The following is a 19,216-nucleotide window of genomic DNA, read 5'->3' on the forward strand; positions in this document are numbered from 1 at the left end:
CGGGTGACGCTAGGAGTCGGTGAAGTTCGCCTGCCTGCGCTGCTGGAACGCTCGGGCACCCTCGCGGAAGTCATGTGAGACGAGCAGCTCCAGCTGTCCTTCGGTCTCCCGACCGACCGCCGGCTCGAACTCGGTCAGCGTCGCGGCGTTGATGGCGTGTTTGGTCTTGCGCAGCGACACGGCGGGACCCGACATCAGGGTGGCGATCACCTTGGCCACCTCCGCGTCGAATTCGTCGGCCGGGTACACCGCCGTCACGAGACCCCAGTCGTACGCCGACGAGGCGGGAATCCGCTCGGCCATCAGTGCCATCCGCATGGCGCGAATGCGACCCACCGCGGCGGCGATCAGCGCCGACGCCCCACCGTCGGGCATCAACCCGATCTTGGTGAACGCCAGCATGAAAAACGCCTTCTCCGAAGCCAATACGACGTCGGACGCCAACGCCAGCGACGCACCGACGCCTGCACATGGCCCGTGCACGACGGCGACCACCGGCTGAGGCAGGTTCACGATCGAGCGCACGGCGTCGTTGGCCGCGTCCAGGACCGATGCGGGCCCATCGACCGATTTCTTCGACTGATCCTCATCGCTGATGCCCGCTCCCGACGAGAAGCCGCGACCCGCGCCGCCCAGTCGCACGACCTTGACCCGCGGATCGGTGGCGGCCTGCTCCAGGCTCGAGGTGATGGTCCTGAACATCGCGGCAGTCAACGAGTTCAGGCTCTCGGGCCGGTTCATCGTCACCGACAGCACACCGTCTGCCAGTTCGACGGTGAGATCGTCGATACCGGTGTAGGTGTGCTCGCCCGAGTCGAGGGTTGTCATGGTTTGACCCTAGGGCGGACCCACTTGGTTATACAAGTAAGCTATGTCGGCGTCGACAGCGTTCGTCGGGCGAAGGGCGGTTATCAGCATGGCGGGACCACTTCACGGATTGCGCGTCATCGAACTGGCGAGCATCGGCCCCGGCCCGCACGCCGCGATGATCCTCGGCGACCTCGGCGCTGACGTCGTGCGCGTCGACCGGCCCGGCAAGCTCGGCGGCATCCCGTCCGCGAACCGCGAAACCGCGTTGCGCAACCGCCGGTCGGTGACCGCAGACCTCAAGTCCGATGAGGGTCGCGACCTCGTCCTGAAGCTGATCGCCAACGCCGACGTCCTCATCGAGGGACTGCGCCCCGGGGTGACCGAACGACTCGGCCTCGGGCCCGAGGACTGCGCGAAGGTCAACGAGAGGCTGGTCTACGCGCGGATGACCGGCTGGGGCCAGACGGGCCCGCGACGTCTTCAGGCCGGCCACGACATCAACTACATCTCGCTCAACGGGGTGCTGCACTCGATCGGGCGCGCGGGCGAGCGTCCTGTGCCGCCGCTCAACCTGACCGGCGACTTCGGCGGTGGGTCGATGTTCCTGCTCGTCGGGATCCTGTCCGCGCTGTGGGAGCGGCAGACCTCCGGCAAGGGCCAGGTCGTCGACGCCGCGATGATCGACGGATCCAGCGTGCTGGCGCAGATGATCTGGGGCTTCCGTGAGGACGGCATGTGGTCCGACGAGCGCGGGGTGAACATGCTCGACGGCGGCGCCCCGTACTACGACACCTACACCTGCAGCGACGGCCGCCACATCGCGATCGGCGCGATCGAACCGCAGTTCTACGCGGAGATGCTCAAGGGCCTTGGCCTGGAGGACGCCGACCTGCCGAACCAGAACGACATCAGCCGCTGGCCCGAGCTGCGCGCCCGGCTCACCGAGGTCATCGCGTCCAAGGACCGCGACCACTGGGCGAAGGTCTTCGCGGACACCGATGCCTGCGTGACGCCTGTGCTGGCGTTCGGCGAGGTCGAAAGCGAGCCGCATGTCGCCGAGCGCGACACCTTCTACCGCAGCGGCGATTTCCTGCAGCCGATGCCCGCGCCGCGGTTCTCCCGCAGCGTGCCGCCGACACCGACACCACCGGGTGCGGCCGGGGCGGACACCGAGGCAGTACTTCGAGACTGGACCTGAGGACAGAAAGGAACACTTTTCGTGGAGATCAAAGACTCCGTAGCCGTGGTCACCGGAGGTGCCTCCGGGCTCGGACTGGCGACCACCAAGCGGCTGCTCGACAGGGGCGCATCCGTCGTGGTGATCGACCTGCGGGGCGAAGAGGCTGTCGCCGAGCTCGGTGACCGGGCCAAGTTCGTCGAGACCAACGTCACCGACGAGGCCGCGGTCGGCAAGGCGCTCGACGTCGCCGAGTCGATGGGCCCGCTGCGCATCAACGTCAACTGCGCCGGCATCGGAAATGCCGCCAAGACGCTGAGCAAGGACGGCCCCTTCCCGCTGGATGCGTTCAAGAAGGTCATCGAGGTCAACCTGATCGGCACGTTCAACGTGTTGCGGCTGTCGGCGGAGCGCATCGCGCGCAACGAGCCGATCGGTGAGGAGCGGGGCGTCATCATCAACACCGCCTCGGTCGCGGCGTTCGAGGGTCAGGTCGGCCAGGCCGCGTACTCGGCATCCAAGGGCGGGGTCGTCGGGATGACGGTGCCGATCGCCCGCGACCTGTCGCGCGAGTTCATCCGCGTCGTCACCATCGCGCCCGGGCTGTTCAAGACCCCGCTGCTTGGCTCGCTTCCCGAGGAGGCGCAGAAGTCTTTGGGTAAGCAGGTGCCGCACCCGGCCCGTCTCGGAGATCCCGACGAGTACGGCGCGCTGGCCGTGCACATCATCGAGAACCCGATGCTCAATGGCGAAGTGATCCGCCTCGACGGTGCGATAAGGATGGCTCCCCGATGAGTATTATGACCAAGTTCACCGAGACCTTCGGGGTCGAGCACCCTGTCGTTCAGGGCGGTATGCAGTGGGTGGGCCGCGCCGAACTCGTCGCGGCGGTCGCGAATGCCGGCGGATTGGGGTTCATCACCGCGTTGACGCAGCCGACTCCGGCGGACCTGGCCAACGAGATCGCCAAGTGCCGAGATCTGACCGACAAGCCGTTCGGGGTGAACCTGACGATCCTGCCGACCATCAACCCGCCGCCGTATGACGAGTACCGGCAGGTGATGGTCGATGCGGGCATCAAGATCGTGGAGACCGCCGGCTCCAATCCCGCCCCGCACCTGCCCATGTTCCACGACAACGGGATCAAGGTGCTGCACAAGTGCACCTCGGTGCGGCATGCGGTCAAGGCGGAGAGCCTCGGCGTCGACGGCATCAGCATCGACGGTTTCGAATGCGCAGGCCACCCCGGCGAGGACGACATTCCCGGTCTGGTGTTGATTCCAGCGGCGGCCGCGAAGATCGAGATCCCGATGATCGCGTCGGGTGGCTTCGCCGACGGCCGTGGTCTGGTGGCCGCGTTGGCGTTGGGCGCCGACGGCATCAACATGGGCTCGCGGTTCATGTGCACCGTCGAGTCGGCGATCCATCAGAACGTGAAGGAGGCGATCGTCGCGGGCAGCGAGCTGGACACCGAGATGATTTTCCGGCCGCTGCGCAACACCGCCCGCGTCGCCAGTAATGCGGTGTCGCGCGAGGTGGTGGAGATTCTCAACCGCGGCGGTCAGTTCGAGGATGTCAAGGATCTGGTCGCCGGATCGCGTGGTGTGAAGGTCTACGAGGTCGGCGATGTGGATGCGGGCATCTGGTCGGTTGGCACCGCGATGGGGCTCATCAACGACATCCCGACGTGCGAGGAGCTGGTCTCGCGGATCGTCGCGGACGCCGAGGACATCATCAACGGCAGGCTTGCGGGCATGGTCGAGGCCGACCAGGAAGAGAACGTCGCTTAAGACGGGTTTCTGAGAGAAGCAAGAATCAACGAAGGGGCGCCCGTACGGGCAAACCGGTCAGAGCAAAACGCCCGCCGGGTGGGCGGGCGTTTGGTCAGACAGCGGTGGGCAGCGTGTGCTCGTCGTCGAGCTGCTCCGAGGTGTCGCCCTCTACCAGGAAATCGCCGTGGTAGAGCGCCTCGAAGTCAACCTTGATGACATCTGCACTGGTGTCGTCGATCCACATGTACTGAAGAGTAACCATCACCATTAAGAGTTCTTTGAGTCACGTTTCGGAAAATGGTGGCAATTCTTACCGCCGGGTAGGGTCGCGCCATAACAGCTGGTGAGCGTGTTTCAGCTGGTCGGCGTGCTGAAGTGGATGGGATTCGTCCCTTCGAGCGACATCCACGTCAGAATTGCGGCGGCGAATGCCAGGATCAGCAGCCCGAGCGCGGCCCTGGCCGGCCATGCCGTGCGGCCCAGTACTTTCGCATCCACGGAGTAGGCGCCGGCACCGGCGAACAGCAGGGCCGCGGCGCCGATCCCGATCAGAAACGGCACGTTGAAGGGCTCGGACCAGAACGCGGCGACCGATACGTTGACCGCCCACGCATCGATCATCGCGGCGAGGACGGCGCACGCGGCCAGCGGCGTCAGGGCGCCGACCAGCAGTCCGATCCCGCCGAGCGTTTCAGCGGCCGTCACCATGAAGGCCGCGAACTGGGGCAGCCGCCAGCCGCTCGACTCCATGAACCCCACGGTTGCGCTGAAGTCGAAGGCCTTGATCAAACCTGCCTGCAGGATCGCCGCGCCGACCCCGACGCGCAGGATCAACAAGCCGATATCGGCCAGGGCGGGGGTCTTCGAGGTGGTCACTTCGGCGGTCGAGGTTGTCATGCATCGGTAGACCCGCCACGTCCGCGGAACTCATCGCGATACCGAATGAACGAGAGATCGGTTCGCACCGTACATAGGGAAGGAACGTGTTGCCGCGCTAAGTTACCGGTGATAAGTTATCGACGATATCCATAATGGGGAGGACGTCACGTGCTTCAACGGATCGCAATGCTGGCGATTTCCGCGCCAAAGCGGATCGTGGCTGTCGCGGCGCTCGTGATGGTGGCCTGCGGGGTCTTCGGCATCCCCGTCGCCAAGAGCCTGTCCGCCGGCGGCTTCCAGGACCCCACGTCGGAGTCGGCGCAGGCGAAACAGCTGCTGATCGACAAGTTCGGCCAGGGGGACATGGCGCTGGTGATCAGCGTGACCGACGAGACGGCGGCCGACGGCGCGCAGAGTCCCGCGGCCCGCGCGGCCGGCACGGACATCGCCCGACAGCTGCAGGAATCGCCGAATATCGTGCAGGTGACCTCGGCATGGACGGCGCCGCCGGCGGCCGTGCCCGCGTTGTTGAGCAAGGACGGCAGGACCGGTCTCGTCGTCGCCGGGATCACCGGTGGTGAGAGCGATGCCCAGAAACACGCCAAGGAGCTCACCGAAAGGCTCGTGCACGATCGCGACGGCGTGATCGTGCGCGCGGGTGGTGAGGCGATGATCTATGTGCAGATCAACGGTCAGAGCGAAAAAGATCTGCTGATGATGGAAGCTATCGCGATTCCGCTGAGCTTCGTCGTGTTGGTCTGGGTATTCGGTGGCCTTCTTGCGGCGGGACTGCCCCTGGCCGTCGGCGGCTTTGCGATCCTTGGATCGATGGCGGTGCTGCGCGCGGTCACATATGTCACCGACGTCTCGATCTTCGCGATGAACCTCACCGTCGCAATGGGTTTGGCGCTCGCGATCGACTACACGCTGCTCATCATCAGCAGATTCCGCGACGAGCTCGCCGAGGGCGCCGATCGGGAGCGGGCACTGATCCGCACGATGACGACCGCCGGTCGGACCGTGCTGTTCTCCGCACTGACGGTCGCACTGTCGATGGTGGCGATGGTGCTGTTCCCGATGTACTTCCTCAAGTCGTTCGCATACGCGGGGATCGCCGTCGTGACGTTCGCGGCCGTGGCCGCGATCGTGGTGGCGCCGGCGGCTATCGTGCTGCTCGGCGAGCACCTCGACGCGCTGGACACCCGGCGGCTGTTCCGTTCCCTGCTCAGCCGACCCGAACCCGCGCGCAAACCCGTCGAGCAGATGTTCTGGTACCGGAGCACGAAATTCGTTATGCGCCGGTCGATTCCGATCGGACTGGTGATCGTCGCGCTGCTGCTGGCACTCGGGGTGCCTTTCCTCGGCGCCAAGTGGGGCTTCCCCGACGATCGGGTGCTGCCCCAAACGGCGTCAGCGCGCCAGGTCGGCGACGAGATGCGAAACGACTTCACCGTCGACGCCGCCAGGAACGTCACTGTCGTCATCCCGAACGTCGACGGTGTCACGCCAGGTGACCTCGACCGATACGCTGCGGCGCTGTCGCAGGTGGCCGACGTGACGTCGGTTTCCGCGCCCGGCGGCACCTTCGTGGACGGCAGGCCCGCCGGTCCACCCTCGGCGGCGACCGACTTCAAGGACGGCAGCGCTTTCCTGACAGTCGCGAGCAGCGCACCCCTGTTCTCCGACGCGTCCGAGGCACAGTTGGACGGCTTGCGCGCAGTGAGCGCCCCGGCCGGGAAGCCTGTTCAGCTGGCGGGTGTTCCGCAGCAGAACCGGGACAGTGCCGATGCCATCACCTCGCGGTTGCCGCTCGTCCTCGGGGTGATCGCCATGATCACCTTCGTCCTGCTGTTCCTGCTGACCGGTAGCGTGGTTCTCCCGCTGAAGGCGTTGATACTGAACGTGATATCGCTGACCGCTGCGTTCGGCGCGCTGGTGTGGATCTTTCAGGACGGCCACCTCGGTGCGCTGGGCACGACCCCGACCGGGACGCTGGTAGCCAACCTGCCCGTCCTGTTGTTCTGCATCGCGTTCGGATTGTCGATGGACTACGAGGTATTCCTGGTGTCCAGAATCCGCGAGTTCTGGCTGAGGTCGAAAAAGACGCGTGCGGACAACGACGAAAGCGTCGCACTCGGCTTGGCCAAGACGGGCCGTGTCGTGACCGCGGCCGCGCTGCTGATGTCGATCTCGTTCGCCGCGTTGATCGCCGCGCAGGTGGCTTTCATGAAGATGTTCGGACTCGGACTGACGCTCGCGATTCTCGTCGATGCCACACTGGTTCGTATGGCGTTGGTGCCGGCATTCATGCACTTGCTCGGACAGTGGAACTGGTGGGCGCCCAAACCCCTTGCCAAGCTGCACGAAAAGATCGGTATCAGCGAGTCCGGCGACGACGTACCCACCGTCGAAGCCACACCGACGGCCGAGCCCGCGACAGCTCGATGAAACGCCGCCGCGCGCCCCGCGGGTCGGGTGAGCAGCTGCGTGACGAGATCCTCGATGCGACCACCGATCTGCTGCTGGAGACCGGTCACGCCAAAGACGTGTCCATCCGGTCGGTGGCGCAGCGGGTCGGCGTGACCCCACCCTCGATCTACCTGCATTTCACCGACAAGGACGCCCTGCTGGACGCGGTGTGCGCACGCTACTTCGAGAAGCTCGACGAGGAGATGCAGGCGGCCGCCGCGGGACATCCGGCGCCCATCGACGCGATGCGTGCGCAAGGACTTGCCTATGTCCGGTTCGCGGTGAAAACCCCTGAGCTGTACCGGATCGCCACGATGGGAGAGGGCCGGCCTGGCAGCGATGTGGACATGATGCTGAACAACTCGGCATTCCTTCACATACGCAACACGGTCGAGTCGTTGATCTCCGAAGGTGTACTGCCGGAAAATGATTCGACCACCATGGCGCTGGAACTGTGGACTGCCGCGCACGGTGTCGCGGCGATGCTGATTTCACGGCCGTATCTGCCGTGGGGAGACGTGGAGGAGTTCGCCGACCGCGTGCTTCGAGGCGTCGTCGTCGGACAGATCGTGAGTGAAGCGATCGGATCCTCGACCGATCCGCAGGACGTCGTGACCCAGTTGAAGGGATTGCTGAATGCCCAACACAGTCGATAACCCGTTCTTCGCCCGGTTGTGGACGGTGATGTCCGCGCACGAGACCGACGCCATCCGGGCGCTGCGCCGGGAGAACCTCGCCGGACTGACCGGACGCGTGTTGGAGGTGGGTGCGGGCACGGGAACGAACTTCGAGTTCTACCCCGACACCGTGACCGAGGTGGTCGCCGTCGAGCCCGAGCGCCGGCTAGCCCTGGTGGCGCAGCAGGCGGCAGTCGCGGCGCCGGTGCCCGTATCTGTGCGCACCGACACGGTGGAGCAGTACCTGGCGACCGGCGGTGAGCCCTTCGACGCGGTGGTGTGTTCGCTCGTGCTGTGCTCAGTCGACGAGCCCGAAAGCGTTCTACGAGAGCTGTATTCGTTGCTGCGGACCGGAGGTGAACTTCGCTATCTCGAGCACATCGCCAGCAGCGGAGCGCGCGAACGCCTGCAGAAGATCGCCGATGCCACGTTCTGGCCGCGGGTGCTCGGCAACTGCCACACACATCGTGACACCGAACAGAGCATCGTCGATGCCGGGTTCTCGGTGTCGGGCGCGCGCCACGAATGGACGATGCCGACGTGGGTGCCGCTGCCGGTGGCGGAGTTCGCGATCGGCCGCGCGGTTCGTCAGTGATTTGTGTGCAGCAAGGAGCGGTGGGCGCTCCGAATCGCACACAAACCGCGGGTTTGCCTAGCCGATCGCGTGCTTGATCTCGGCGACGACCCGGTGTGGATATTGAGTGAGGTCAATCCACGTGAAGCGCAGTACTTTCCACCCATGCAAGGTGATGATGTTCTGTCGTTGACGGTCGGCGACGAACGCGTCGGCGTCGCTATGAAACGCCAAGCCGTCGACTTCGATGGCCACTCTCACATTGGGAAACCCGACGTCGACCTGGTAGCCGCTGACCGGGTAGTTCGCGCGCCATCCTTCAATGCCCGCTTGCCGAAGAAGTTTCACAAGTAGTCGTTCGGCCTCGGATCGCGCGCCGCCCGATGCTGCTTGTAACAGCCTCCTCGCGGCTGGAGATCCGTGTCGGCCCGTGTTGCGGAGGTGTGCGCGCCAAAGGTCACGCAGGTCAACATGACGCTGTAGTGCCGAGTCCATCAATACTGCGCCGCCGCGAGTTCGGACTGCGGCCTCGACGACCGTCAGGCCTAATTCGGTGACTCTCATGCCGTTTCGCTCGACGACATCGCTTCGCGCCAAGTCACGTCGTCGTGTGCGGACGCCATCCCGGTGCGGGTGGTGGCTCGTTCTTGGCACAGTGACTTCCACGATTTCGGGTGGGAATTTGGTGAGGCTGTGCCACCACGCTGCCGCCAACCCGCTGGCGGACGCTTCGGGTCCATAGCCCCAGACAGCAGCCCTCACCCGTGCAGCATCGGTGAACGGGCGGTCGTCTGCGAAGTACACGCCACGGGAGCATCGCCGCCAATGTCCGTTGCGGACACGCCGATCGACCGCGTGCCTGCTCAGGCCGGCTTGCCGCGCCTGCTCAAGCGTGATTACCCCGTCGTGCTGGCGTAGATAATCGTCGACCACGCCAAGGGTGGACGCAGTAGCCCGTTACTCGGTTCCATCTCCGGCGATTTGTGTGCAACAAGGAGCGCTCACTGCTCCAAAACGCACACAAATCACTAGCCGAGCAGCGCGGGCAACCGCTGCAGAAGGCCCGGCAACGCACCTGCGGCGGTCTCCCGCAGCGACACCGTGGCCGTCGCGGACAGCGGCGTCGGTTCGGGGTTGACCTCGATGACGACGGTGCCGCTGGCCACCGCCATCTCGGGCAGGCCCGCGGCGGGATAGACGATCGACGACGTGCCCACCACGATCACCAGGTCGGCCGCCGTGACGGCTTCGACCGAGCGCTGCCAGGCGTCGTCGGGCAGCGACTCCCCGAACCACACCACGTTGGGCCGGATCATGCCGCCGCACACGCACCGCGGCGGGTCGACCGTGTCCACCGGCTCGGGCATCGCAGGCAACTCGCCGGTGTACGCGGTTTGACAACGATCACAACGGAATTCGAACAAGCTGCCATGCAGGTGGTAGACGTTCTTGCTGCCGGCCCGTTCGTGCAGGTTGTCGACGTTCTGCGTGACGACGTGGACGTCGGCGTAATCCTGCCAGGCCGCGACCGCCCGGTGGCCGTCGTTGGGCCCCACCGAGCTCATCATGTAGTGACGCCACAGGTACCAGGCCCACACCCGCTCGGGATGGGCCCGCCAGCCCTCTGAACTGGAGATTTCATAGGGATCCACCTTGGCCCACAGCCCGGTCTCGGCATCGCGGAACGTCGGGACGCCGCTCTCCGCGGAGATGCCCGCGCCGCTGAGGACCGTAACCTGCACATGACCAAACTAGCGGCTGTGGGCGATACTGAGCACGTGACCAAGTTGGGGGATTGGGTTTCCATCGACCATCGCACGTCTGGACCCCTGTTTGACCAGCTCAGGACACAGATCATCGACGGCGTGCGCGACGGGCGGCTGGCGCCGGGGACCCGGTTGCCGACCGTACGCGAATTGGCCGGTCAACTCGGCCTCGCCGTCAACACCGTGGCCCGCGCGTACCGAGAGCTGGAATCTGCAGGCGTTCTCGAAACCCGTGGCCGCTTCGGCACTTTCGTCGCCCGCGTCGATCCCGCCGATGCGGCGATGGCCACCGCCGCGAACACCTACGTGTCCGCGGCGAAGGCGCTGGGTATCGACAAGGCCGAGGCGCTGCGCTACGTCGAGACCGCGTTCGGCTAGCCGAACTCCAGCAGCGTCGTCACGGGCCGCACCGAATCGAAGAGCGGAACCCGCTGAGCGGTCCACATGATGGCGTTGAAGGCCTTGCCGCGACCGGCGGGCAGGGGCATATCGTGCACTGCCCGAATGCCGGGCACGTCGTTGACCAGATTTGCCAGCTGCGACGGCGTCCTGCTGAACGGCATCGGCGGCACGCGGTAGCGCAGTGACGGCCGCAGAATCCCGTTGCTGATCGCCCGGGCGAACCAGGTCGGCGCCAGATCGAACATCATCCGGCCGCCGGGGAAACGGTCCGCGCACGCGGCGATCAATCCGAGCGCTTCCTCGGGCTGCAGATACATCAGCAGGCCCTCGGCGGTGATGAACACGCCGTCGTCGGCCCGAACCCGGTCCATCCAACTGAAGTCCAGCGCCGACTGCGCGCACGTCTCGACGCGCTCCGACGGCGGCAACAGCTTGTGGCGCAACTCGATCATCGGAGGGAGATCGACTGTGAGCCAGCGGAATTCATGCCCCACACCACTAGCATCAAGGCGATAGAAGCTGGTCTGCAGACCCTCCGCGAGTGCCACCACCGTCGCCTTCGGATGGTCGGCCAGGTAGCGGCGCGCCTCCGTGTCGAAGGCCAGCGCGCGAACCCCCATGTCCTGACGGCGGCTGAAGCCGAACTTGGCCCATTCGAAGTCGATGGAGTCCACGAGCTGGATCGCCATCGGGTCGTCGATGATCGAATCCGGTCTGCGCGCCTCGTTGGCACGCACGATCAACGTCAGTAGCGCCGTCTCGGACACACCGGTCAATACGGCGCCGTCGGCCTTTGCGGTCGGTTCGGAACTCACACGGCCGAATGTACCTACCGCAGAATTTTCTCGACCGTGCGCAGGTTGCGGGTGGTCGTCGACGATTTGTACCGCTTCTTGCCCATCGTCTTGCCGATCGTGGTGTCCAGCGTGCCCTTCTTGGCGACCTGCCAGTAGATGACGCCCTTTCCGCGCTCGATCTTCTCGTCCTTGCCTGCGTTGCGCCCGAGGTCCGCGAGTTCGTCGAGCACATCGGAGTCGGTGACGAACGTGACGTAGGAATGGCGGCCGTCGACCTCGCGCTCGAAGGGGAACCCATCGGAGATCGACTGCACGGTGTCGAGGTCGTATGCCAGCACCCAGGCGTCGTAGCCGAACGTATCGCGCAACGCCTTCTCGGCTTTCTTCCTGACCGCGTCCACCCCGGCGCGGCTTTCCAGCAGCACGTTGCCGCTCGCCAAAATCGTTCTCACATTGGTGAATCCGGCTTCTTCGAGGGCCTTGGCCACCTCGGCCATCTTGAGGTTGACTCCGCCGACGTTGACGCCGCGGAGAAAGGCGGCATATCTGGTCATACCGCGAGCCTAGAACTGCAGCAGCGTGATGCTGGGGCGATTGCGTCGCAGAAAGCCGACGCGGTCCAGTGTCGGGTTCGACGCCAGCTTCCAGAGCCCCCGTCCGGGCGGCATGGCGATGTCGCGTGCGGTGCGCACGCCCGGAATTCGGCCGGCAAGGTTGACGGCCTCGTCCTCCCGCAGGCCGAAGGGCATCGTTGGTGCGATATAGCGATCGGACAACTTGAGTCCCTTCAGCGTGCGCCGGGAGAACCAGGGAGGGATCGAGTCGAACATCATCTGGCCGCCGGCAAAGCGGGCCGCGCAGTCGCGGATCAGGCCCAGTGCGGCGACCGGTTCGGGTACATCAGCAGCCCTTCGGCGGTGATGAAGACGCCGTGAGAGTCGTCGACCCGGTCCATCCAGCCGAGGTCCAGCGCGGACTGGGCCAACGGGACGATCCGCTCGTCGGCGGGCAGCAGCTTCTCCCGCAGCGCCATGACGGGTGGGAGATCGACTGAGTACCAGGTCAATTGGTCGGCGACACCTGCGCGGTCCAGCCGCCACAGGCTGGTCTGCAGGCCATCGGCAAGCGCCACCACGGACGCCTTGGGATGTGCTGCCAGATAATCGCTCGCGGCGGCATCGAAGGCGGCGGCCCGCAGTCCGTGCGACTGATTGGGTTTGCCGAACTTGAGGTAGTCGCAGGAGATCGCGTCGAACAGCGTGACGGCCCACGGATCGCGGATCACCCCGTCGGAGCGTTTGGCCTCGGTGCCACGGTTGTGCAGCGTCCACAACGTGGTGGCAGAGACGCCGTCGAGGACGTTGCCGTCAATCGCAGTCATTGGGCCGATGGTAGAGACGTAGGCTGCAGATATGGCACGTCACGTATTCGACGACAAGCTGTTGGCGTTGATCGGCGGCAACTCGCTCGGCGTCCTGGCCACGATCAAGGGCGACGGCAGGCCGCAATTGTCGAACGTGTCCTACCACTTCGATCCGCGCAATCTGACGATCCAGGTCTCGATCACCGAACCGCGGGCCAAGACCCGCAACATGCGGCGCGACCCGCGGGCCTCGATCCATGTCAGCTCGGACGACGGGTGGTCGTATGCGGTCGCCGAGGGTGATGCGATCCTCACCCCGCCTGCAGCGTCGCCACAGGACGACACCGTGGAGGCGCTGATTGCGTTGTACCGCAATATCGCCGGTGAGCATTCCGACTGGGACGACTACCGGCGGGCGATGGTCGACGACAGGCGAGTGGTGATGACCCTGCCGATCTCGCACGTCTACGGCATGCCGCCCGGCAAGCGGTAAAGCGCGCGACGGGCCGCGCCCTGCGCGTTAGGCTGCGGATATGGCACCGGAGGGCAGGAGCGAAGCGACCGGGGAATCTACGGATGCACCGGAAGACGACACCAAGCGCAAGTTCAAGGAGGCGCTGGAGCGGAAGAAGGCCAAGGCCGCCGACGGCAATGCCCATAAAGACGGCGGAGCCAAGGGGCCCAAGGCGCAGGGACACGGACCAGTCGAGAATCGCCGCGAGTTCCGGCGCAAGAGCGGTTAGCTGGACATCTCGGCGGTGGCGCGCCGGGAATCGCGGGTCTCCTGCGTCAGGATCGCCACCAGGCAGATGGCGGCCAGTATCGCGATGGCGACGGCGAAGCTCACCCCGGCGGTGCGCAGCCCCCACGCCTGCGCGGCGAGACCTTCGCCGACGACAGGCAGCGAGATCGCCACGTAGGCGACGACGAAGTATGTGGAGCTCACCTCGGCGCGACGCTGCGGCGGTGTGGCTTCGACCACCGCGGCCAGTCCGCGGCTGAAGGTCTGACCATGGCCGACGCCCGCCACAAGTCCAGCCGCGACCAGCCCGGTGAGTGACGAGAAATACAGCGCGACAACGACAATCGCCATCGCTACGACGAGCACCCCGCAGCCGACCGCCACGGCGCGCTGCGGTGCCATGGCTCGGGCGCCGACCTGTGTCACCGCCGACGCGGCGAAGATCGACGCGGCGACGAGCCCGGCCACGGCGTGGTTGTCGATGCCGACGACCTCGGCGACGAACGACGGGGCGACGGACATGAACATTCCTGTGACGGAGAAGCCGGCGAACGCGGCGATACCGGCGATGAGGAACACCGAACGCGCCTCCGCAGGCACCGAGAGCCGCTGGAGTCCGATGCGTCCCACCCGCTCAGAGGTCTCGGGCGCGACCAGCACGGCGATGCCTGCCAGCAGCGCCAGTCCAATGTGCAGGACGAAGCTCAGGTGCAGCGGATGCGGGGCGTACTGCACGAGTAGACCGGACAGCACGGGCCCGAGCCCGAGGCCGCCGACGTTGGCGATGGTGGCGACGGCTGCCGCCCTCGTGCGCCAAGCCGGTGGTGCCGCCTCGATCACCGCAGCGGTGGCGGTTCCGGTGAAGACGCCCGCCGACAAGCCGGACAGCACCCGGCCGACCAGCAGCATCGGCACGGAATCCGCCAGGAGGAACACCACGGCGCTGGCGAGGGCGAACACCACGCCTGCCACCAGCATCGGCCGCCTGCCGATCGCGTCGGACCAGCGGCCGAACACCACGAGCGCGAACAGCACACCCCCGGCATAGGTCGCGAACACCACGGTGGTGGTCAGCACCGAGAAGTTCATCTGGTCGCTGTACAGCGCGTACATCGGGGTCGGCAGTGTCGTGCCGACCATGATCGCGGCGAACGCGTACGCCAGCAGAGGAAAGGCCAGGCGTCGCAAGGTCACGGGTGAAGTTAACCCCGATCGCGCGTCAAGTAATCCCGCGCGCAGGAAAGTTAGTGGCCGACCGCCTTCTCGGCTCCGACGCCTGTCAGACAACGCACCTCGAACTCGGCGTCGACCTCCGGGTCGCCGCGATCCGACGAAGTCAGCGTTCCGACGATGCCGAGGATGAAGGCCAGCGGGATCGACACGATCCCGGGGTTGGCCAACGGGAACCAGGCGAAGTCGACGTTGGGCAGCATCGCGGTCTTCGCACCCGACACGGCGGGCGAGAAGATGATGAGCACGATCGTCGAGATGAGGCCGCCGTACATGCTCCACAGCGCACCGCGGGTGTTGAACCGCGGCCAGTACAGCGAGAACAGAATCGTCGGCAGGTTGGCCGCCGCGGCCACCGCGAACGCCAGTGCGACCAGGAACGCGATGTTCTGCTCGGCGGCGAGGATGCCGAGGCCGATCGACACGATGCCGAGCACCACGACGGTGATGCGCGATACGCGAACCTGCTCGCTCTCGCTCACCTGATTGTTCTTCAGCACACTCGCGTAGATGTCGTGCGCGAATGACGTTGCGGCCGTGATGGTGAGGCCAGCGACGACCGCGAGGATCGTCGCGAATGCGACGGCCGAGATGATGCCCAGCAGGACGACGCCACCCAGTTCGAAGGCCAGCAGCGGAGCCGCGGCATTCTGCCCACCGGGGGCCGCCAGGATCTCGTCGGGTCCGACGAGGGCCGCGGCGCCGTAGCCCAGCGCGAGGGTGAACAAATAGAACGCGCCGATGAGCACGATCGCCCATACCACCGAGCGACGGGCCTCCTTGGCCGTCGGCACCGTGTAGAACCGCATCAGCACGTGGGGAAGGCCCGCGGTGCCGAGCACCAGCGCCAGCGCCAGCGAGATGAAGTTGATCTGCGACGTCAGCGATGCGCCGTACTGCGCGCCCGGCGCGAGCACGTCACGGGCGGCGACGGCTTCGCTCGACGAGCCCGAGACCGCGGTCTGCGCGGCGCCGAGGATCTCGGAGAAGTTCGCACCGAACTTGGCGAGCACCCAGACCGTCATCATGGCGGCGCCGCCGATCAGCAGGACCGCTTTGATGATCTGCACCCACGTCGTTCCCTTCATGCCACCGATCAGCACGTAGGCGATCATCAGCAGACCGACGACGGCAATGACCAACGCCTGCCCGACATCGCTGGTGATATTCAGCAGCAGGGCCACCAGTCCGCCCGCTCCGGCCATCTGCGCGAGCAGATAGAACAGGCATACCGCGAGAGTGGTGGTTGCGGCCGCCAGCCGGACCGGACGCTGCTTGAGCCGGAAGCTCAGGACGTCGGCCATCGTGAACTTGCCTGCGTTACGCAGCAACTCGGCCACCAGCAGCAAGGCGACCAGCCATGCGACCAGGAAGCCGATGGAGTAGAGGAAGCCGTCGTAGCCGTAGACGGCGATGGCGCCCGCGATTCCGAGGAAGCTGGCCGCCGAAAGATAGTCACCGGAGATCGCGATGCCGTTCTGCGGTCCGGTGAAAGACCTTCCGGCGGTGAAGAACTCGGCGGCGGTGGCATTCTTCTTGCTGGCGCGGATCACGATGAAGAGTGTGATCGCGACGAACAGGCCGAAGATGCCGATGTTGGCGACGGGGTTGCCGACAATGGTGGCGTCGGCGGCGAGAACGGTCAGGGCGTCGCGGTTCATGCCGCACCGCCTTCGAGCTTGTTGCGGATCGCCTCGGCACGCGGGTCGAGTTCGCGGTTGGCGAACCGGACGTAGACAGCGGTGATGATGAAGGTCGACGCGAACTGACCGAGGCCGATGATCAGGCCGATGTTGATGTCGCCCCACACCTTGGTGGCCATGAAGTCATGGGCGAACGCACCGAGCACCACATAGGCCGAGTACCACAGCAGGAACAGCGCGCTCATGGGGAACACGAAGCGGCGCAATCGGCTTCGCAACTCCTGAAACTCCGGACTAGCCTGCACGGCCAGATACTCCTGACCGCTCATTGCGGTCTCTGTTGGCGGCATCGTGTGCTCCTGAACGTCGAAGTGAACCGGCTCAACTGGAGAAACTAGATGAGATTCAGGTCACATACCCAATGCTTGCGGCATTGACACGACGGGCTGGGACCAACGTATCCAGCCGACCCTGGCATCGATTTCACGCGTCTTAAACTGGCTGCGTGGCGAAACTGCAGCTAGTTCAAGATCCCGCGGCCGATGCACTCCTCGAGTCCAATGCGTTCGCGCTGCTGACCGGGATGACCCTGGATCAGCAGTACCCGATGGAGCACGCGTTCGCGGGCCCGAAGAAGATCGCCGACCGTCTCGGCGGTTTCGACGTCCGCGAGATCGCCGACCACGACCCGGACGAGTTTGCCGCACTGTGTTCGAAAACCCCTGCGATACACCGCTTTCCAGGGTCGATGGCCAAGAAGATCCAGGCCATCGCACAGCTGATCGTTGACCAGTACGGCGGGGACACCGCCGGGCTGTGGACCTCGGGCGACCCGGACGGGGCGGAGGTTTTCCGTCGGATCAAGGCGCTGCCCGGATTCGGCGAGCAGAAGGCGAAGATCTTCGTCGCGCTGCTGGGCAAGCAGTACGGCGTGACACCGGACGGCTGGCGCAAGGCCGCGGGTGATTACGGCAAGGCGGGGTCGTTCAAGTCGGTGGCCGACGTCGTCGATCCCGGATCGCTGGAGAAGGTCCGCTCGTACAAGAAGCAGGCCAAGGCTGCCGCGAAGGCGGCGAAGGCCTAGAGCGGCTCGCGGTCGGGCTGCAGGTCCAGTTCGGCCAGGGTGCGCAGGATTCCGGCGACGACGCGGCCGGTCGTCGTCCCGGTGTCCAAGCCCTCACGCAATGCCCGCAGTCGCAGTCCGCGGTCGGTGAGGTCGGCGATGGTTCGGGTCACCTCGGTCGTCGTGCGGCCAAGGCGGTCGAGCGCGACGACGATGACCGTGTCGCCGGAGCGGGCGTAGCTCAACATCGCGTACAGACCCCCGCGGGCCCGGTCGGCGGATTCGGACAACTTGTCGGTGAACACCCGCCGTGAGTCGACACCCTCAGCGCTGAGCGCCGCGAGCTGAGCCTCGAGGTTCTGCCCGACGGCGCTCGCGGTGGCGTAACCCAACATGCAGGTCATGACTCGAAGGTCCCACGACGGCCGCGGTTGCGGAAGAGCCGCGACGCCATCGAGTCTGGCTAACAGCCGATCTGTTATCGAATGTCTACCTACTGGCCGAAACTGCGCTATCAGGCGCGGAACGGCTCTCCGTCGAACCGCTCGCGGGTCGCGATCTCGGAGATCGGCTTGCGTGTCAGCTTGCGGGCCTGCTTGACCGGCTTGCCGATCGGCAGCAACGCGGCGATCGCATAGTCGTCGGGGATGCCGAGCAGCTCTTTGACGCGGGGTTCCTCGGCCACGGTCACGGTCGCCAGGACGCCGCCGAAGCCCTCGTTACGCGCAGCGAGCAGGACGTTCCACACGAATGGATACACCGACGCCCCCGCGATGAGTCCGATTCGGTCCAGGTTCTGGTCGAATGCGGCGCACACATTGAGATCCACGCAGACCACGAGGACGGCGCCCGAGTAGACGAACGGCAAGTAGGGGCCCGCCTCGGTGGCTTCGACCTCCTCGGGCGTGACCTTCATAGGCTTGGTCGGGTTCCACGGGAATTCGCCGTTCTTGACCTGAGCGGTGTAGCGGCGCGCGCCCGTCACGCTGAGATCGGCCAGTGCCTGGCGGGTTTTCGCGTCGCGGATCACGATGACGTGGGTGCCCTGACGGTTCCCTCCGGTCGGCGCGAACCGGGCGTTGTCGAGGATGCGCTCGAGCACATCGTCGGGCAGCGGGTCGTCGGTGAATCGGCGGACAGCGCCCGTCGTGCGCATGACGTCTGAAAGCTCCATGCCTCACATCATCGGCTGTGGGAAGCTGAACGTATGAAGACACACCTGAATTGCCCGTGTGGCGAGGCGATCACCGGTGAGACCGAAGACGATCTCGTGGAGAAGGCCCAGGCTCACCTGTCGGAGGTGCACCCCGGCCGCGACTACGACCGGGACGCCATCCTCTTCATGGCCTACTGAGCGCTCGTCAGGGAACGACCGTCGAACCGATGGTCGGCATGAACTGACACTGCTTTTCGGTCGTGCTGACCTGGCCGAAGATCGTCGAGATGATGCTTCCCGATCCGGTATCGGCGATCGCGATGAGTGTCGTGGGCCCCTGCGGGTTGATATCTGAGCGCGGCTGCAGCGTGGCCCCGCCCGACTTTCCGGTGGTGAGGTTCACCCAGGTCACGTTCAAGGGCAGCTTCTGTTCCGCGGCGGGACCCGGGGTGCCGATCGCGGTGAATACGTAGGCGGTCTGACCGGGGCCCGGTCCCGGCGTCGGGATCTTGGCGGGGCCGGCCACCGAAATCGCTGTGGCGAGCACGTTTCCGCCGTCCTTGAGGCATCCGTTGCTGATCGACGGATACAGGAAGTCCTGCGTCGTCGGCGCGTCCGGACCGAATTCGGGTCCGCCGGGTGCGGCGGCGGGCGCGGCAGCGGCGGGATCCGCAGGCGCGGGGGCCGGCGCGGGTG

The 19,216-nt window shown here is 65.8% G+C and carries 24 protein-coding genes and 1 pseudogene; 11 read left to right on the forward strand and 14 right to left on the reverse strand.

Annotated features, from left to right (window positions below; translation table 11 throughout):
• Positions 1-9 precede the first annotated feature (9 nt).
• Positions 10-828, reverse strand: coding sequence for an enoyl-CoA hydratase (locus tag AB4Z42_RS23785; RefSeq protein ID WP_442011689.1), 819 nt, complete (start codon positions 826-828; stop codon positions 10-12).
• An 88-nt stretch (positions 829-916) separates the two neighbouring features.
• Between AB4Z42_RS23785 and AB4Z42_RS23790 the strand changes: the two genes are divergently transcribed.
• The 3 genes from AB4Z42_RS23790 to AB4Z42_RS23800 are packed head-to-tail and all read left to right on the forward strand — an operon-like array spanning position 917 to position 3,777.
• The gene (locus AB4Z42_RS23790; RefSeq protein WP_442011690.1) at positions 917-2,008 is read left to right on the forward strand and encodes a CaiB/BaiF CoA transferase family protein; all 1,092 of its coding nucleotides are present in this window, start codon (positions 917-919) and stop codon (positions 2,006-2,008) included.
• Between the two features lie 21 nt (positions 2,009-2,029).
• Complete coding sequence (locus AB4Z42_RS23795) at positions 2,030-2,782, forward strand: 3-hydroxyacyl-CoA dehydrogenase (protein WP_442011691.1); 753 nt, start codon at positions 2,030-2,032, stop codon at positions 2,780-2,782.
• On the forward strand, positions 2,779-3,777 hold the full coding sequence (locus AB4Z42_RS23800) for an NAD(P)H-dependent flavin oxidoreductase (protein ID WP_442011692.1): 999 nt from the start codon (positions 2,779-2,781) through the stop codon (positions 3,775-3,777). Before AB4Z42_RS23795 ends, AB4Z42_RS23800 begins: the two co-directional genes overlap by 4 nt.
• A 94-nt stretch (positions 3,778-3,871) precedes the next feature.
• On the opposite strand, the gene AB4Z42_RS23805 is transcribed toward AB4Z42_RS23800, so the two are convergent.
• Together AB4Z42_RS23805 and AB4Z42_RS23810 are read right to left on the reverse strand one after the other, a co-directional pair.
• The gene (locus AB4Z42_RS23805; RefSeq protein ID WP_099038094.1) at positions 3,872-4,003 is read right to left on the reverse strand and encodes a hypothetical protein; all 132 of its coding nucleotides are present in this window, start codon (positions 4,001-4,003) and stop codon (positions 3,872-3,874) included.
• A 110-nt stretch (positions 4,004-4,113) separates the two neighbouring features.
• Positions 4,114-4,656 (reverse strand): DoxX family protein, encoded by a 543-nt coding sequence (locus AB4Z42_RS23810; RefSeq protein ID WP_442011693.1) that lies wholly within the window; start codon positions 4,654-4,656, stop codon positions 4,114-4,116.
• A 150-nt stretch (positions 4,657-4,806) separates the two neighbouring features.
• On the opposite strand from AB4Z42_RS23810, the gene AB4Z42_RS23815 reads away from it, so the two are divergent.
• From AB4Z42_RS23815 to AB4Z42_RS23825, 3 genes are read left to right on the forward strand one after another with little or no spacing between them, the layout of a single operon-like run.
• The gene (locus AB4Z42_RS23815; protein ID WP_442011694.1) at positions 4,807-7,086 is read left to right on the forward strand and encodes an MMPL family transporter; all 2,280 of its coding nucleotides are present in this window, start codon (positions 4,807-4,809) and stop codon (positions 7,084-7,086) included.
• Entirely contained in the window at positions 7,083-7,763 is a 681-nt protein-coding gene (locus AB4Z42_RS23820; RefSeq protein ID WP_442011695.1) for a TetR/AcrR family transcriptional regulator, read from the forward strand. The genes AB4Z42_RS23815 and AB4Z42_RS23820 overlap by 4 nt, the downstream gene beginning before the upstream one ends.
• Positions 7,744-8,379, forward strand: a complete 636-nt coding sequence (locus AB4Z42_RS23825) for a class I SAM-dependent methyltransferase (RefSeq protein WP_442011696.1) — start codon at positions 7,744-7,746, stop codon at positions 8,377-8,379. The genes AB4Z42_RS23820 and AB4Z42_RS23825 overlap by 20 nt, the downstream gene beginning before the upstream one ends.
• Before the next feature lie 57 nt (positions 8,380-8,436).
• On the opposite strand, the gene AB4Z42_RS23830 is transcribed toward AB4Z42_RS23825, so the two are convergent.
• Positions 8,437-9,291, reverse strand: a complete 855-nt coding sequence (locus tag AB4Z42_RS23830) for a type IV toxin-antitoxin system AbiEi family antitoxin domain-containing protein (RefSeq protein WP_442011697.1) — start codon at positions 9,289-9,291, stop codon at positions 8,437-8,439.
• Between the two features lie 95 nt (positions 9,292-9,386).
• Positions 9,387-10,100: an NAD-dependent deacylase gene (locus AB4Z42_RS23835; RefSeq protein WP_442011698.1), complete on the reverse strand. Its 714-nt coding sequence runs from the start codon at positions 10,098-10,100 to the stop codon at positions 9,387-9,389.
• 36 nt (positions 10,101-10,136) lie between these two features.
• On the opposite strand from AB4Z42_RS23835, the gene AB4Z42_RS23840 reads away from it, so the two are divergent.
• Positions 10,137-10,502, forward strand: coding sequence for a GntR family transcriptional regulator (locus AB4Z42_RS23840; protein ID WP_442011699.1), 366 nt, complete (start codon positions 10,137-10,139; stop codon positions 10,500-10,502).
• Here the strand turns inward: AB4Z42_RS23840 and AB4Z42_RS23845 are convergent.
• The 3 genes and pseudogenes from AB4Z42_RS23845 to AB4Z42_RS23855 form a co-directional block, all read right to left on the reverse strand.
• Complete coding sequence (locus AB4Z42_RS23845) at positions 10,499-11,341, reverse strand: class I SAM-dependent methyltransferase (RefSeq protein ID WP_442011700.1); 843 nt, start codon at positions 11,339-11,341, stop codon at positions 10,499-10,501. The two genes, AB4Z42_RS23840 and AB4Z42_RS23845, sit on opposite strands and share 4 nt — an antisense overlap.
• 14 nt (positions 11,342-11,355) lie before the next feature.
• Complete coding sequence (locus tag AB4Z42_RS23850; protein WP_442011701.1) at positions 11,356-11,877, reverse strand: DUF1697 domain-containing protein; 522 nt, start codon at positions 11,875-11,877, stop codon at positions 11,356-11,358.
• A gap of 9 nt (positions 11,878-11,886) precedes the next feature.
• A pseudogene (locus AB4Z42_RS23855) lies at positions 11,887-12,704 on the reverse strand (class I SAM-dependent methyltransferase).
• Between the two features lie 31 nt (positions 12,705-12,735).
• Between AB4Z42_RS23855 and AB4Z42_RS23860 the strand changes: the two are divergent.
• Together AB4Z42_RS23860 and AB4Z42_RS23865 are read left to right on the forward strand one after the other, a co-directional pair.
• Positions 12,736-13,179 (forward strand): PPOX class F420-dependent oxidoreductase, encoded by a 444-nt coding sequence (locus tag AB4Z42_RS23860; RefSeq protein ID WP_442011702.1) that lies wholly within the window; start codon positions 12,736-12,738, stop codon positions 13,177-13,179.
• 40 nt (positions 13,180-13,219) lie between these two features.
• On the forward strand, positions 13,220-13,429 hold the full coding sequence (locus tag AB4Z42_RS23865; protein ID WP_442011703.1) for a DUF5302 domain-containing protein: 210 nt from the start codon (positions 13,220-13,222) through the stop codon (positions 13,427-13,429).
• Here the strand turns inward: AB4Z42_RS23865 and AB4Z42_RS23870 are convergent.
• Genes AB4Z42_RS23870 through AB4Z42_RS23880 form a run of 3 tightly spaced genes read right to left on the reverse strand, consistent with a single transcriptional unit; the run spans position 13,426 to position 16,651 of the window.
• Complete coding sequence (locus tag AB4Z42_RS23870; RefSeq protein ID WP_442011718.1) at positions 13,426-14,616, reverse strand: MFS transporter; 1,191 nt, start codon at positions 14,614-14,616, stop codon at positions 13,426-13,428. The genes AB4Z42_RS23865 and AB4Z42_RS23870 overlap by 4 nt on opposite strands.
• Before the next feature lie 56 nt (positions 14,617-14,672).
• A complete protein-coding gene (locus AB4Z42_RS23875) occupies positions 14,673-16,319 on the reverse strand; it encodes a solute symporter family protein (protein ID WP_442011704.1) in 1,647 nt (548 codons plus the stop codon).
• Positions 16,316-16,651 carry a DUF485 domain-containing protein gene (locus AB4Z42_RS23880; protein WP_442011705.1) on the reverse strand — a complete coding sequence of 112 codons (336 nt, stop codon included), beginning with the start codon at positions 16,649-16,651 and terminating at the stop codon, positions 16,316-16,318. The genes AB4Z42_RS23875 and AB4Z42_RS23880 overlap by 4 nt, the downstream gene beginning before the upstream one ends.
• A 155-nt stretch (positions 16,652-16,806) precedes the next feature.
• Between AB4Z42_RS23880 and AB4Z42_RS23885 the strand changes: the two genes are divergently transcribed.
• The gene (locus AB4Z42_RS23885) at positions 16,807-17,385 is read left to right on the forward strand and encodes an HhH-GPD-type base excision DNA repair protein (RefSeq protein WP_442011706.1); all 579 of its coding nucleotides are present in this window, start codon (positions 16,807-16,809) and stop codon (positions 17,383-17,385) included.
• Here AB4Z42_RS23885 and AB4Z42_RS23890 read toward each other — a convergent pair.
• A complete protein-coding gene (locus AB4Z42_RS23890; protein ID WP_442011707.1) occupies positions 17,382-17,768 on the reverse strand; it encodes a recombinase family protein in 387 nt (128 codons plus the stop codon). The genes AB4Z42_RS23885 and AB4Z42_RS23890 overlap by 4 nt on opposite strands.
• Positions 17,769-17,878: 110 nt before the next feature.
• A complete protein-coding gene (locus AB4Z42_RS23895; protein WP_442011708.1) occupies positions 17,879-18,538 on the reverse strand; it encodes a nitroreductase family protein in 660 nt (219 codons plus the stop codon).
• Between the two features lie 33 nt (positions 18,539-18,571).
• Here AB4Z42_RS23895 and AB4Z42_RS23900 point away from each other — a divergent pair, with 33 nt between their 5' ends.
• The gene (locus AB4Z42_RS23900) at positions 18,572-18,718 is read left to right on the forward strand and encodes a DUF1059 domain-containing protein (RefSeq protein WP_099037975.1); all 147 of its coding nucleotides are present in this window, start codon (positions 18,572-18,574) and stop codon (positions 18,716-18,718) included.
• Positions 18,719-18,725: 7 nt separating this feature from the next.
• On the opposite strand, the gene AB4Z42_RS23905 is transcribed toward AB4Z42_RS23900, so the two are convergent.
• A partial coding sequence (locus AB4Z42_RS23905) for an Rv1157c family protein (RefSeq protein ID WP_442011709.1) occupies positions 18,726-19,216 on the reverse strand: 491 nt, incomplete at its 5' end.

This window comes from Mycobacterium sp. 2YAF39, from assembly GCF_052114565.1.
Classification (GTDB): Bacteria; Actinomycetota; Actinomycetes; order Mycobacteriales; family Mycobacteriaceae; genus Mycobacterium.

Coding starts and splice junctions, on each gene's coding strand:
- AB4Z42_RS23860 (WP_442011702.1), top strand. CDS start 12,736: ATGGCACGTCACGTATTCGACGACAAGCTGTTGGCGTTGATCGGCGGC.
- AB4Z42_RS23820 (WP_442011695.1), top strand. CDS start 7,083: ATGAAACGCCGCCGCGCGCCCCGCGGGTCGGGTGAGCAGCTGCGTGAC.
- AB4Z42_RS23880 (WP_442011705.1), bottom strand. CDS start 16,651: ATGCCGCCAACAGAGACCGCAATGAGCGGTCAGGAGTATCTGGCCGTG.
- AB4Z42_RS23825 (WP_442011696.1), top strand. CDS start 7,744: ATGCCCAACACAGTCGATAACCCGTTCTTCGCCCGGTTGTGGACGGTG.
- AB4Z42_RS23800 (WP_442011692.1), top strand. CDS start 2,779: ATGAGTATTATGACCAAGTTCACCGAGACCTTCGGGGTCGAGCACCCT.
- AB4Z42_RS23790 (WP_442011690.1), top strand. CDS start 917: ATGGCGGGACCACTTCACGGATTGCGCGTCATCGAACTGGCGAGCATC.
- AB4Z42_RS23895 (WP_442011708.1), bottom strand. CDS start 18,538: ATGGAGCTTTCAGACGTCATGCGCACGACGGGCGCTGTCCGCCGATTC.
- AB4Z42_RS23850 (WP_442011701.1), bottom strand. CDS start 11,877: ATGACCAGATATGCCGCCTTTCTCCGCGGCGTCAACGTCGGCGGAGTC.
- AB4Z42_RS23865 (WP_442011703.1), top strand. CDS start 13,220: ATGGCACCGGAGGGCAGGAGCGAAGCGACCGGGGAATCTACGGATGCA.
- AB4Z42_RS23805 (WP_099038094.1), bottom strand. CDS start 4,003: ATGTGGATCGACGACACCAGTGCAGATGTCATCAAGGTTGACTTCGAG.
- AB4Z42_RS23810 (WP_442011693.1), bottom strand. CDS start 4,656: ATGACAACCTCGACCGCCGAAGTGACCACCTCGAAGACCCCCGCCCTG.
- AB4Z42_RS23900 (WP_099037975.1), top strand. CDS start 18,572: ATGAAGACACACCTGAATTGCCCGTGTGGCGAGGCGATCACCGGTGAG.
- AB4Z42_RS23890 (WP_442011707.1), bottom strand. CDS start 17,768: ATGACCTGCATGTTGGGTTACGCCACCGCGAGCGCCGTCGGGCAGAAC.
- AB4Z42_RS23785 (WP_442011689.1), bottom strand. CDS start 828: ATGACAACCCTCGACTCGGGCGAGCACACCTACACCGGTATCGACGAT.
- AB4Z42_RS23875 (WP_442011704.1), bottom strand. CDS start 16,319: ATGAACCGCGACGCCCTGACCGTTCTCGCCGCCGACGCCACCATTGTC.